This is a genomic window from Actinoalloteichus hymeniacidonis, from assembly GCF_014203365.1.
GTDB classification, from domain to species: domain Bacteria; phylum Actinomycetota; class Actinomycetes; order Mycobacteriales; family Pseudonocardiaceae; genus Actinoalloteichus_A; species Actinoalloteichus_A hymeniacidonis.
On record NZ_JACHIS010000001.1, the window covers coordinates 5,296,655 to 5,309,016 of the forward strand.

The window sequence follows — 12,362 nt, forward strand, 5'->3', positions numbered from 1 at the left end:
TTCTTCGGATGCCGAGGCGGTCGTCTCTTATGGCGCCCCGGTCGGGAGATCGCAGCGGTCTCGGACCGGTCTGCGGTGGTCGCAGCGGCCCACGGGCGATCGGTCGAGGTGGTTTCACCTGCGGTTTCTCGACGCGCTACGCCGCTCGATCGGCCGGTCAGGCCCGAGCGGGCCGCCACCCACCTGATTGAGTGGGCGGCGCTGCCCGGTTGCCTCGGGCGGATCGTCGTCACGCCTCGATCGAGACGGGTTCGTCGTCGTCGGTGATCTCCCAGCCTGCTGCGGCGGCGAGGCCCTCCAGGTAGCCGACGGCCCGTTCGGTCTTCGGGTACCGGTGGACCAGCGCCCAGAAGTCCGGACCGTGCCCCGGCACCAGCAGGTGTGCCAACTCGTGCAGCAACACGTAGTCGAGCACCCAGCTCGGCACGTCCCGAAGTCGTTCGCCGACGCGGATCGACGCGTCCGACGGCGTGCAGGATGCCCATCTGGTGCGCATCGACGGGACCCACCGAACCGACGCGGGTTCGGGGCATTCCGGCAGATGACGACGTAGTAGTTCCCGGCACCGGCTGAGCAATGCGGTATCCGACGCCCTGGCGGGCGACCGTCGGCGCGTCTCGCTGCGCCGCAGTCTGCCGAGCATCTCCGCGACCCAGTGTTCCTCCTCGGACCGCGTCATCCTGGCGGGCAGCAACACGATGACTCGGTCGCCGTCCCGGTACGCGGTCACCGTGCGGCGGCGCCGTGCGCTGCGTCGCACCTCGACCTGAGGCTCTCCCACGCCACCTACGGTATGCGCCCTCAATCGATGCCTTAGGCGGGCCCGTGGTGGGGCTCACACCAAGATCCGGGATTCCCGGTGACGAACCGATTACCTGTAGCTAGCCGAGTCATCCCAGGGAGCGGGAAGGCTCATCCTGCCGGGGAGAAACGCGGCGACGAGCTGTGACATTCGACCGAATGCTTGTTTGGCGACATGCACTGTGACCTGCTGAAAGTGGACACGCGACACACCACATGCGCCGCTGAGCATCAGTGCACAGGTAGCGTGGCGCCTGGTTCTCGCCCGACGCCGCACCAGGCGCAGGCACGCGGTGGGCACCGCGGGCACGGGCACAGCGAGCAAGGGAGGCAATCGTGGCCGAGACCTACAACGGCTACTGCGTCAAATGCCGTGCGAAGCGCGACTTCGAAGGCAAGGTCGAGGAGTCGAACAACCGACGCATGGCCAAGGGCATCTGCCCGGTCTGTGGAACGAAGATGACCAGAATCCTCGGCAAGGCCGCCTGACACCTGGCCATCCGGACGGGAGGAGCGCAGCACCGCGTTCCTCCCGCCGCCGAGCGGAGGCAGGCCGGGTCGACGAGACGTCGAACCCACGCCATCGAGTACTCGGATCACGGGCGATACCCCGGGAGCGGATGGCATCACTCGATCTCGTGCGCCACGGCCCGCAAGGTCGGCGCGGGGTAATCGACGCGGACCTTTCGCGACGCTCACCTCGAACGTCCGAGACGGATCCACGAGGATCCCAGCCGGACGACTACCGCAGGTAATCAGCGATGCGCGACACGACCCGCAATGGGCCGACACCGGCTGCGGCCGAATCGCCGAGTACCGGACACCATGCCTAGCGTGATCGCGTGAGCACTTTCCGCAGTCATTCCCGGCTCCCCGATCGACCACGCTTGGCGCCGGGATTCGCCCCGCTTCGCCGGGACGCCACCGCCCTGCAATTCGGTACCGAGCACAGTCGAGCGGTGGTCGCCGAGAATCTCGCGCCCGCCGTCGCGGCCCAAGCCGAGCGGCTGACCGGCGAGTTCAGCACCCACCAGCTCCTTCGAGACTGTGCCTCGGCGGGCGGCGATCCCGCCGATTGTCTGGCGCTACTCGGCCAACTCACCGCCGAGGGACTGCTCGTCGACGCGGCCGCCGATCACGCCGGTTCGCCACGCGCCGCCGCCGAGGCGATCTATCGAGCCCATCGCGGTGGGAAGGACACCCGGGTTCGTGCCCGGGACTGCGCGGTCTCGGTCGTCGGCTCCGGTCGCATCGCACCCGCGGTCGCGACCCTGCTCGCCGCCGCAGGCATCGGCTCGGTTCGGCTGCACGCGGCAGGCACGGTCACCATGGACGACCTCGGCCGCGACTACACCGAGCAGCACCTCGGACGGGCTCGGACCGAGGTCACCACCGATCTCGTCCACGAGGTCGCCATCGAACCGAACGCCGGGCGCCGTTCGCCGCGACGCCAACCGGACCTGGTCGTTCTGGCCGACTCCCTGGTTCCCGATCCCGCCCGGCTCGCCGCGTTGCACGCCGAGCAGATCGCGCATCTGTTGGTGACCTCGGCAGCCGGCGGCACCGTCGGTCCGCTGGTGCTGCCCGGTCGGTCCAGCTGTCTGCGCTGCATCGACCACCATCGCAGCGCGCTCGATCCGCAATGGCCGGTCCTGGCCGCGCAACTGGCGGGGCGGACACAGCGAACCGATGTGGCGAGAACGGCATCGATCGCGGCCCTCGCGGTGGCGCAGAGCCTGCGATTCCTGGAGAACGACACGACCTCAGCGGCGCCGCCGGTCTGGAACGGCGCACTGCAGATCGATCCGGTGGGCGGCCGAATCCGACGGCGACCCCGGCCCGCGCATCCGGATTGTCCCTGCGGAGCACGTGGGTCGATCAGCCGTTGCCTCGGTCTCCGAGTCGTGGGGTTCGGCGAATCGACCACCCGGAAAGGCTGCGTTTCGCCATCGAATCACGAGAGAATGCAGGGGTGAGCGACATCCCCCGTCGGACCGTACAGCGCACCGCGAAACTCGCCAGCCTGCCGCTGGGTGCCGCAGGCCGCGTCGCCGCGGGCTGGGGACGCCGACTTGCAGGCCAGAGCGCCGAGAACGTCAACGCCGATGTCACGGCCAAGACGGCCGAGCAGGTGTTCGCGGTCCTCGGCCAGCTCAAGGGCGGCGCGATGAAGTTCGGGCAAGCCCTGAGCGTCTTCGAGGCCGCCGTGCCGGAGGAGATGGCCGAGCCCTACCGCGAGGCGTTGACCAAGCTCCAGTCCGCGGCACCGCCGATGACCGCCAAGAGCGTGCACCGGGTGCTGGCCGAACAACTCGGCAGTCGCTGGACCACTCGTTTCGCCGAGTTCGACGACGAGGCCACCGCCGCCGCCAGCATCGGCCAGGTGCATCGGGCCGTCTGGCACGACGGCCGCGAGGTCGCGGTCAAGATCCAGTATCCCGGCGCGGACGAAGCCCTGCTCGCCGACCTTCGGCAGCTCCGCCGCTTCAGCAAGCTGTTCCAGATGTTGGTGCCGGGCACCGAGGTCAAGCCGCTGCTCGCCGAGCTCGAGGCGCGCATGTCCGAGGAGCTCGACTACCGCAGCGAGGCCGACAACCAGCGCCAGTTCGCTGCAGGCTTCGAGGGCGACGACGAGGTGATGATTCCGCGCATCATCGCGAGTGCCCCCAAGGTGGTCGTCTCGGAATGGGCGGCGGGAACACCGTTCTCCCAGATCATCCGGGACGGGACCCAGGAGCAACGAGACAGAGCGGGCTACGCGCTCTCGCTCTTCCACTTCTCCTCGCCCGCCAGAACCGGGCTGCTGCACGGTGATCCGCACCCCGGCAACTACATGCTGCTGCCCGATGGTCGGCTCTGCGTGCTGGATTTCGGTGCGGTCGCCCGCCTTCCCGACGGGTTGCCCGTGACCCTCGGGCTGATGGTCCGGCTGGCTCTCGAACAGCGGTCCGGCGACCTGTTGGATCTGTTGCGCAGGGAGAACTTCATCCAACCCGGCCGTGAGCTGCTCGCCGAGGACGTGCTCGCCTACCTCGCGCCGTTCGCAGAGCCACTGACCAGCGAGATCTTCCACTTCAATCGGCCATGGCTGCAGAAACAGGCGGAGCGGGTAAGCGATCTACAGGGCAATGACTTCCGGATTGGACGGTCGTTGAACCTACCGCCGGATTACCTCATCACCTATCGCGTCACCCTGGGCACGACCGGCATTCTCTGCCAACTCGGTGCCAGGGTTCCCGCGCACGAGATCGTCAGTGCCTGGCAGCCGGGCTTCGCCGACCAGCCCTGATCCACATCGGATGCGGCAGAACCGACGCCGCGCGCCGAGAATCGGTCTAGCGGAAACGACAATGGGCCGCCGATCAATCGATCGGCGGCCCATTGTGTCGGAACAGTCGGCTCAGCTTGCGTTCAGAGTCGACTCCACGAGAGCAGCCCGATTCGACGCGTGCCGCGACAGCCAACGCCACCACGAACGACTACGCAATCGGGCCGATAATCGACATCGTCGTACCTCGTCTTCAAACGCCTGTATTCGGGCGTGAGCTAACGCATCGGACACATAGGTCACCGTGTCGGACCCGGGCAGATTTCGGTGTCGAACGTCGATTTCGGGCAGATTGTTCATGCCGCTGCCTCCTTGCCCGCAGTGAGCGGGGTGGCAGTCTTCCTCGGCCGGCCCCGGGGCCGCTTCTTCGCGATGACCGCACCGCGTTCAAAGATCTCGCCGCCCCACACTCCCCACGGCTCACGCCGGGTGAGCGCGCCTGCCAGGCAGGCGGCCTTGATCGGGCAGGTCTCACAAAGTTGCTTCGCCCGCTGCAGCTCAGCGGGGTTCTCGGCAAACCAGAGATCGGGGTCCTGTACTCGACAGGGCAACGCCATCTCGTCGTCGGGGACGGCGACCAACAGGTCGCCCATACCGACCACGGTGGAGTCGGAAACCCTAGGCTCCGGCAGAACGTCTCGCGCAAGAGAGACGGTCGCGCTGGACATACGTTCTCCTTCTGATTTTCATCGAATTCTCATCGGGCCCGCGACAAGCCAAGTCGTCCAGAGACGACAAAGAGGCCGCGGATTCCGTAGGGAGTCCGCGGCCTGGATCAACCAGTCGTTCTGACTAGGTCAGCGACTGAGCTCCTGCGCGGACAGGATGGGTTCGTTCGATGGCGAACGGGCTGAACCCGTTCGGCCGTGGGTCCTGCATGGCGATACGCAGCGAAGGTGCCTGCTCCGAGCCGGCGACGGAAACCACCGAATCGTGAGGGCGACGTGCGCAGCCTGCTTCCATGGACACGGCAACAACCCCGAGCTTCAGGTAGCCGGGGATCACCGTGAGGTTGATTGTCTTCACCGCGGCCACCTCCTCTCAGGGGAATCGAAGAACGTCGTCAGGCCCTTCCCGGCCTGCCTCACGCAGGTTATTGGTCGCACATCGACGCGCGCAACTTATTTTCCGACGGTTTTTTCGATGATCTTGATTTCGTTCGGCCGTTCGACCGTCCGAGGACATCTTTGCAGCTAGCAGCCTTGCCTGTCCGGCGAACCGACCAGAAAGATTCCTCGGATCCGGCCGCCGGGACCCGGCGGAGGGCGGCAGACGCCAAGCCGACCGCCGCTACTCCGTTCGAGTGAACTCCGCCGGGTGTCCGGCGTCACGCACCAACGAGATCACCTCGTCGCCGAAGCGGTCCAACTTGGTGGCGCCGATCCCGGCGATCCGGACCAAGGAGGGAACATCGGAGGGCCGCTGCTCGGCGATCGCCGTCAGCGTCGCATCGGTCAGCACCACGAAACCGGGCACGCCCAGCTTTCTGGCCCGCTCGCTGCGCCAAGTCCGCAGCCGCCGCAACAGATCCTCGTCCAGATCCGCCGGACACCGCTCGCAGCGGCCGAGCTTGATGGCCATGATCGCCGTCAGTGCTGCGGAACAGACCCGACAGCGCGCCACCTCGGACCGGAAGTCCGGCGCGCTACGGCCGGTCGTCCGCCCGAGCGCCGCAGCGGGGTGGTCCTGGTGCGCCAGCCCCGAGAGGAAGCGGCTGCGCCTGCGGTATCGCCGGCCGCCCGCCATCCTGGCCAACGCCCAGGACAGTGTGAGGTGCTGGCGGGCCCGGGTCACGCCGACATAGAACAGCCTGCGCTCCTCCTCGATCGCGGCGTCGTCCCCGTCGGCGTGCTGGATCGGCAGGGTGCCCTCCGCGACGCCCACCAGGAACACCGCGTCCCACTCCAACCCCTTGGCGGCGTGCAGCGAGGCCAGCGTGACGCCCTCCATCGTCGGTGGGTGCCGCGCCTCGGCCCGTAGATCGAGTTCGACGACGAATCGCGCCAGGTCCGTGCCCGGCGCCAATCGGACCGTCTCCTCCGCCAGTTCCGCCAACGCACGCAGGGACTCCCAGCGCTCGCGGGCCGCGCCACCCTCGGGCGGCTGGGCGACCAGTCCCAGCCTGGCCAGGACCGCGCGCACCCGGTCCGGCAGGGGACGTTCCTCTCGCAGCGCGCCCTCGGTGCGCAAGGCGGCGACTGCTTGGCGCACCTCTGTCCTGGCGAAGAACCGCTCCCCACCGCGAACCTGATAGGGAACGCCCTGATCGCCGAGCGCCTGCTCGTAGGTCTCCGATTGCGCGTTGACCCGGAAGAGGATCGCGATCTCGCTGGCCGGGGTGCCCGCCGCGAGCAGATCACGGATTCGGCGGGCCACCTCGGCGGCTTCGGCCGGTTCGTCGTCGTGCTCGAGGAACACCGGCGCCGGGCCCGGCGGTCGTTGGCCGATCAACCGCAGGCGGGTGCCCGCGGGCCGGTCGCGGGCGACCTCGATGACCCGGTTGGCCAGCGACACGATCTCCGGGGTGGACCGGTAGTCCCGCTCCAGCCGGACGACCACCGCGCCCGGGAACCGGCGGGGGAAGTCAAGCAGGGGACGGGCCGACGCCCCGGCGAAGGAGTAGATCGTCTGATTGGCGTCCCCGACCACGGTCAGATCGTCGCGTTCGCCCAGCCAGGCGTTGAGCACCCGCTGCTGGAGCGGGGTGACGTCCTGATACTCGTCCACCACGAAGCTGCGATAGCGATCGCGGAACTCCTCGGCGACGTCGCCGTGCTCCTCCATGACCGCAGCGGTGTGCAACAGCAGGTCGTCGAAGTCCAGCACGCTGGCCTCGTTCTTGAGGCGTTCGTAGTTCGCGTACACGGCGACGACCTGCTCGGCGGGCGCCGGGGTGGCCCGGTGCACCCGCGCTACGGCTGCGGGGTACTCCTCCGGGCTGATCAGCGAGGCCTTGCTCCACTCGATCTCGCTGGCCAGGTCACGCAACGTCTCCCGGTCGGTTCCGGTCCCCGCCCGCCGGGCGGCCTGCGCGACGACCGGCAGCTTGCTGTCCAACAATCGCCACTGGTCGTCGCCGATCACCCTGGGCCAGAAGTACCTGAGTTGCCGCAACGCCGCCGCGTGGAAGGTCAGCGCCTGCACTCCGACGGCGTCCAGAGCCAGTAGCCGGTTGCGCATCTCGGCGGCGGCCCGTTTGGTGAAGGTGACCGCCAAGACCTGGCCGGGGGCGACGTGCCCCTGGGCGACGAGGTACGCGATCCGCCGGGTGATGGTGCGGGTCTTGCCGGTGCCCGCCCCCGCCAACACGCAGACCGGGCCTCGGGGGGCCAGCACAGCCGCTCGCTGCTCGGGATCGAGTTCCGCCGCCGGATCCTGCTGCCCACCCATCCGAGCATCCTCGCATCGTGCCTGCCCTCCGGTCGCCGCGACCTCGGCCACCGGCGCGTCCGCTCAGGATTGCGCGGTGCGCCGCGAGATCGGCGCCCACTCCCACCAGGTCGCGCTCCGCCACAGCCACTCGACAGGCCCGTACCGGAACCGCCGCAGCCACAGCCGACTGAACACGGTCTGCAGGGTCAGGATCGACACGGCCAGCAACAACATCACGCCCCATCGGCCGGACTCATTCATCTCCAGCGGTCCGTCCACCGCGATGATGATCACCGTGGCGACCAGATAGTTGGTCAGAGCCATTCGTCCCAGCGGTTCGAACACGGCCGACAGCACCGGAGCCACCGGGGTGCGCAGCAACAGCAGCAGGCCTGTCACATACACCACCGCGAGACCGAAGCCCGCCACTCCGGAGACGACGTTGAAACCGCTGTGCTGCAAGGAATCGGCCTGGAGTGGCAGCGTGATCGCCGCGGTGATCGCGCCGGCCGCCAACAACGCGGCAAGCTGCCAGCCGCGCTTCGCGAGGGTGTGCACGATCCCGTAGCGGGTGGTGGCCAGGCCCAACAGGAACAGCCCGGGAACAAGCAGCAATCCCCCACCGGTCACGGCCAGGGGTACCAGGGTGCCCACCACACCGCCCGCCAGGATGAGCGGCTTCGGTAGCAGACTCACGGGCAGCAGAATCACCACGCCGACGATCGCGTAGGGCAGCAGGGCCTCGCCCGGATGGATCATCTGATGCAGCCAGCCGAACACCGCCAGCACCAGCAGGCGCCGTAGCAGGACCAGGTAAGGCTTCTCGGTCCGCTTGGCCGCGCTGTCGAGGAACAGCGCGAAGCTCAGCCCGAAGAGATACGCGAAGATCGGGAAGAAGCGTTGGCTGAACAAGAACTCCATCGCGGCGGCGATCGGATAGAAATCGCCGTTCTCGTCGCTTCGCATCAGGTAGGTCAGTTGCGGAATGTTGGTGAAAAGAATCCCGCAGAGCGCCAACCCCCGGACGACGTCCACCTCGCCGATGCGGCGACCGAGGCGCGTGACTGGTTGGGCACCGATCGATGTCTCATGCACCCCGGCACGGTATTTCGGGGCACGCCGGAGTCGCCTCGGCCGAAAGTCGGGAAATCACCGACCATTCGGCCGAGATGTGAGATCCGACGCGGCAGGTCTTTCGCCGCGTCGGCAGCACCCACGATCCGAGGGGTCAGGCCGCCCAGCCTTCGAGCATCCGATACGCGATGGAGGTCTTCCCCGGCAACGCGAAATCGGGGCCGTTCCCACCGGCGGCCAGCGCGGTTCGCACCCGCTCCCTGCTGACCCAGAACGCGGCCTCGATCTCGCCGTCGGCCGGGATCAGTGGTTGGGTCGGGTCGGCCACCGCGGCGAACCCCACCATCAACGAGCGGGGAAACGGCCACGGCTGGCTGCCCAGGTAACTGATGTCCGAGACATCGACCCCGACCTCCTCGGCGATCTCCCTGGCCACGCAGGCCTCCAGGGACTCGCCCATCTCGACGAACCCGGCCAGCACCGAGTACCGGCCTGCGGGCCAACTCGGTTGCCGAGCCAACAGGACCCGATCAGCGCCGTCGTGCACCAGGCAGATCACGGCGGGATCGGTCCTCGGGTAGTGCTCATACCCACAGGACTCGCAGTGCCGCATCCAGCCCGCCCGCACCGACCGGGTCGGATCGCCGCAGACCGAACAGAAACCCGACGAGTGGTGCCAGGCCAGCAAGCCGACGGCCGTGGTGAGCAGGCCGGCGTCGGTGTCGGACAACGCGGCCCCGGCCTGCCGAAGATCCTGCCAACCCGACTCGGGATGCTCCTGCGGCAGCCGACGAGCCCAGAAGCCCACGTCGTCCTGGACACCGAGCAGCACCACATCGTCCGGCCTGGCCAGATCGGCGGGAATGGGCGCGGTGACCAGCTCGCCCGTCTCCCGTACGCGGGCCCGACCCTTCGGGTCGACCTCCAGCAGTCGGCCCGCCGCCCACAGCCGATCCAGGGCCTGCCCGTCGGCGCGGACCGGTTCCCGGCGATCCACCGTGGACCGCGACAGCGCGGGTAGTTCGAGCAATCCGAAGGCCGCCGGGCCGGACACGGTGATTTCCTCGGTTCGGCTGCTCACGAGAGGGCGACGCCTCCCAGGGCACGCAGCGGTGCCGCCAGGGTCTCCGCGTCGCCGACCACCACGCCGGTGAAGGCGGTGGGGGCGAAGAACTCCCTGGCCGCGACCGCGACCTGCTCCGAGGTGACCTCCCGCAGGCGGTCCGGGTGCCGCTGCAACCAATCCAGCGGCACGTCGATCGCCGCCAGAGCCGACAGTGTCCCCGCGAGCCCACCCTGCGATGCCGTCGAGATCAGCAGCGAACCGATCAGGTATTCGCGCGCCGACTCAAGCTCCTCGCTCGTCGGCGGCACCACGCCGATGCGCCCGAGCTCGTAGCGCATCTCCAGCACGGCGGCGGCGGTCACCTCACTGGCGGTGTCGGCGTCGATGTCCAGCACGGCACCCTGCGGCGTGTACTCGAAGGACGAGTGGGCACTGTAGGTGTAGCCCTTGTCCTCGCGGATGTTCTCCACCAGCCGCGAGGAGAAGTAGCCGCCGAAGACCACGTTCGCCAGCTGCAATGCCGGGAAGCGCGGGTCCAAGCGCGTGATGGCCTGCGCGGACAGCCTGATCTGCGACTGCACGGCGCCCGGCCGGTCGACCAGCAGCAGGTCACCGCCCCGAACCAGCGGCAACGGCGAGAGCACCGAGGCGGTGCGATCGCTGGTCCAGCCCGCTAGCGCCTTGGTCACCGTCTCGACGATCTTGTCCAGGTCGATGTCGCCGACCAGGACGAGGGTCGAACCGTTGGGCACCACGGCGGCGCGGTGCAGCTGTCGGACCACGGCCGGGTCCACGGTCAGCACCTCGGCGCTGCTGGGCATCTCCCGGGTGTACGGGTGGTCGCCGAAACGCTGCCGCTGCAACGCCTCCCTGGCGATCACCCTGGGCTGCGAGCGCGCCACGTTGATCCGCTCGGCGAGCCGATCACGTTCGCCGAGCACCTCGGCGTCCCGGTAGGCCGCGCTGGTGAGCGCGTCGCTGACGACGTCGAGGAAGGTGTCCAGCCCGCTGCTCAGGGTGGACCCGGATACCCGCAGCCGCTCCGGGTCGACGATGGTGTGCAGGTCGGCACCCACCCCGGCCAGATCGGTGTCCATCAGGATCCGGTCCCGCTGCTCGGTGCCGGTCAGCATCGTGGTGGCGAGCAGTTCCGCCACGGCGGAATGCTCGTCCGAGTCCCCCGCGAACGGGATGCTCATCCGCATCTCGACCATGGGCACCGTGGCCTGACGCACGGCGACGAGGCGCAGGCCGTTGGCCAGCACGACGTCCAGCCGCTGCGGCGGGTCGTCCAGTCGGGCCACGCCCAGTTCGGGCAGCGGACGCGGGCCCGTCTCGGTGCGGCCGATCTCCTCGGCGCTGCGGTGGGTGGCGTTGGACGTCGCGGTGTTCACAGGGCGTCTCCAGCGGAAGCGGTGGGCTCGACGGTCAGCACGGCCCGTGCGTCGGGACGCAGATTCTTTGCGGCCTCGGCGACATGATCGACGGTGACCCGCCCGATCAGCTCCGGCAGCTCGGCGCTCAGTTCGGCACGCCCATGCAGCAACTCGAAAGCGCCGTAGGCCAAGGTCCGGGAGATGAGTCGGTCGTGCTCCCCGTGCAGGGCCGCCGTCCAACGAGCGGTGACCCTGGCCAGCTCGTCCACATGGGGGCCCTCGGCGGCCACGATCGCCAACTCCTCGTCGAACGCGGCCAGCACCCTGGCCTGCTCGACATCGCCGGAGTGGATGATCGTCGCGGAGAAGAGATCCGGGTCCCTGGTGTCCAAGGGCTGGAACAGGCCGCAGCCCGCCCCGACCTCGATGGCCAGGGCCTCGCCGTGCACCAACCGGTGCGGCAGACGTGAGGAGTCGCCGTCGGAGAGCACCTGGGACAGCACGACGTACGCGAGGTAGCCCTCCAGGTCGACGACCGGGTCCGGCACGCGGTAGCCCACCGCGATGGCGGGCAACGGTGCGTGCGCGTCGACGTGGGTGCCGCGCAGCTCGGTGGTCGGCGCCGGCTCGGCGAACGAGGGGCGCACCGGGGTGGGTCGGGCCGGGACGTCACCGAAGTGGCGGTGCACCAGCTCGGTGGTCCGCTCGACATCGAGATGCCCGGCCACGGTCAGAACGGCGTTGCTCGGCGCGTAGTAGGTGTCGAAGAAGGCCGCGCAGTCGTCGACCGACGCCTGCTCCAGATCGGTGAAGTCGCCGTAGCCGTTGTGGGCGTTGGGGAAGGTATCGAAGAGCACCGGTGGCAGCAGGATCCAGGGGAACCCGCCGTAGGGCCGGTTGAGGACGTTGAGTCGGATCTCCTCCTTCACCACGTCCACCTGGTTGCGCAGGTTCTCCTCGGTCAGCTTCGGGGCCCGCATCCGGTCTGCTTCGAGGAACAACGCCCGTTCCAACGCAGCCGACGGCAGCATCTCGAAGTAGTCGGTGTAGTCCTGATGTGTTGACCCGTTGAAGGTTCCGCCGGAGCCCTGCACATGCCGGAAATGCGCCAGCTTTCCGAGGCTCTCGCTGCCCTGGAACATCAAATGCTCGAACAGGTGCGCGAAGCCGGTCCGACCCTCGGGTTCCGACCGGAACCCGACGTCGTAGTGCACGCTCACTGCGACGACGGGCGCCGTGTCATCCGGTGCGAGGACCACCCGCAGGCCGTTGGGCAGGGTGAATCTGTGGAGCTGGTGGTCGACCATTCCAGCAGCCTACGACGTATGCGTCCGACCCCGTTGAG

General features: G+C 68.6%; 11 protein-coding genes. 3 read left to right on the plus strand and 8 right to left on the minus strand.

What is annotated here, in order from left to right; translation table 11 throughout:
• Positions 1-229: 229 nt before the first annotated feature.
• The gene (locus BKA25_RS22295) at positions 230-781 is read right to left on the minus strand and encodes a M48 metallopeptidase family protein (RefSeq protein ID WP_069846914.1); all 552 of its coding nucleotides are present in this window, start codon (positions 779-781) and stop codon (positions 230-232) included.
• A 356-nt stretch (positions 782-1,137) separates the two neighbouring features.
• Here BKA25_RS22295 and BKA25_RS22300 point away from each other — a divergent pair, with 356 nt between their 5' ends.
• The 3 genes from BKA25_RS22300 to BKA25_RS22310 all read left to right on the plus strand — a co-directional run bounded on the left by BKA25_RS22300 (position 1,138) and on the right by BKA25_RS22310 (position 4,090).
• Positions 1,138-1,290, plus strand: a complete 153-nt coding sequence (locus tag BKA25_RS22300; protein WP_172803734.1) for a DUF5679 domain-containing protein — start codon at positions 1,138-1,140, stop codon at positions 1,288-1,290.
• A gap of 353 nt (positions 1,291-1,643) precedes the next feature.
• Entirely contained in the window at positions 1,644-2,777 is a 1,134-nt protein-coding gene (locus BKA25_RS22305) for a ThiF family adenylyltransferase (RefSeq protein WP_084642557.1), read from the plus strand.
• A complete protein-coding gene (locus BKA25_RS22310) occupies positions 2,774-4,090 on the plus strand; it encodes an ABC1 kinase family protein (protein ID WP_069846910.1) in 1,317 nt (438 codons plus the stop codon). Before BKA25_RS22305 ends, BKA25_RS22310 begins: the two co-directional genes overlap by 4 nt.
• Before the next feature lie 335 nt (positions 4,091-4,425).
• Here BKA25_RS22310 and BKA25_RS22315 read toward each other — a convergent pair whose 3' ends face one another.
• The 7 genes from BKA25_RS22315 to BKA25_RS22345 form a co-directional block, all read right to left on the minus strand.
• Positions 4,426-4,797 carry a WhiB family transcriptional regulator gene (locus BKA25_RS22315; protein ID WP_069846908.1) on the minus strand — a complete coding sequence of 124 codons (372 nt, stop codon included), beginning with the start codon at positions 4,795-4,797 and terminating at the stop codon, positions 4,426-4,428.
• Positions 4,798-4,921: 124 nt separating this feature from the next.
• Positions 4,922-5,155 (minus strand): hypothetical protein, encoded by a 234-nt coding sequence (locus BKA25_RS22320; protein ID WP_157420957.1) that lies wholly within the window; start codon positions 5,153-5,155, stop codon positions 4,922-4,924.
• Positions 5,156-5,419: 264 nt separating this feature from the next.
• Positions 5,420-7,519, minus strand: coding sequence for an ATP-dependent DNA helicase UvrD2 (locus tag BKA25_RS22325; protein ID WP_069853290.1), 2,100 nt, complete (start codon positions 7,517-7,519; stop codon positions 5,420-5,422).
• Positions 7,520-7,582: 63 nt separating this feature from the next.
• Positions 7,583-8,596 (minus strand): DUF418 domain-containing protein, encoded by a 1,014-nt coding sequence (locus tag BKA25_RS22330; RefSeq protein WP_069846904.1) that lies wholly within the window; start codon positions 8,594-8,596, stop codon positions 7,583-7,585.
• Between the two features lie 133 nt (positions 8,597-8,729).
• The gene (nudC, locus tag BKA25_RS22335) at positions 8,730-9,656 is read right to left on the minus strand and encodes an NAD(+) diphosphatase (protein WP_236750486.1); all 927 of its coding nucleotides are present in this window, start codon (positions 9,654-9,656) and stop codon (positions 8,730-8,732) included.
• The gene (locus tag BKA25_RS22340; protein WP_069846902.1) at positions 9,653-11,035 is read right to left on the minus strand and encodes a M16 family metallopeptidase; all 1,383 of its coding nucleotides are present in this window, start codon (positions 11,033-11,035) and stop codon (positions 9,653-9,655) included. The genes nudC and BKA25_RS22340 overlap by 4 nt, the downstream gene beginning before the upstream one ends.
• Entirely contained in the window at positions 11,032-12,324 is a 1,293-nt protein-coding gene (locus BKA25_RS22345) for a M16 family metallopeptidase (RefSeq protein ID WP_069846900.1), read from the minus strand. The genes BKA25_RS22340 and BKA25_RS22345 overlap by 4 nt, the downstream gene beginning before the upstream one ends.
• Positions 12,325-12,362: the final 38 nt, after the last annotated feature.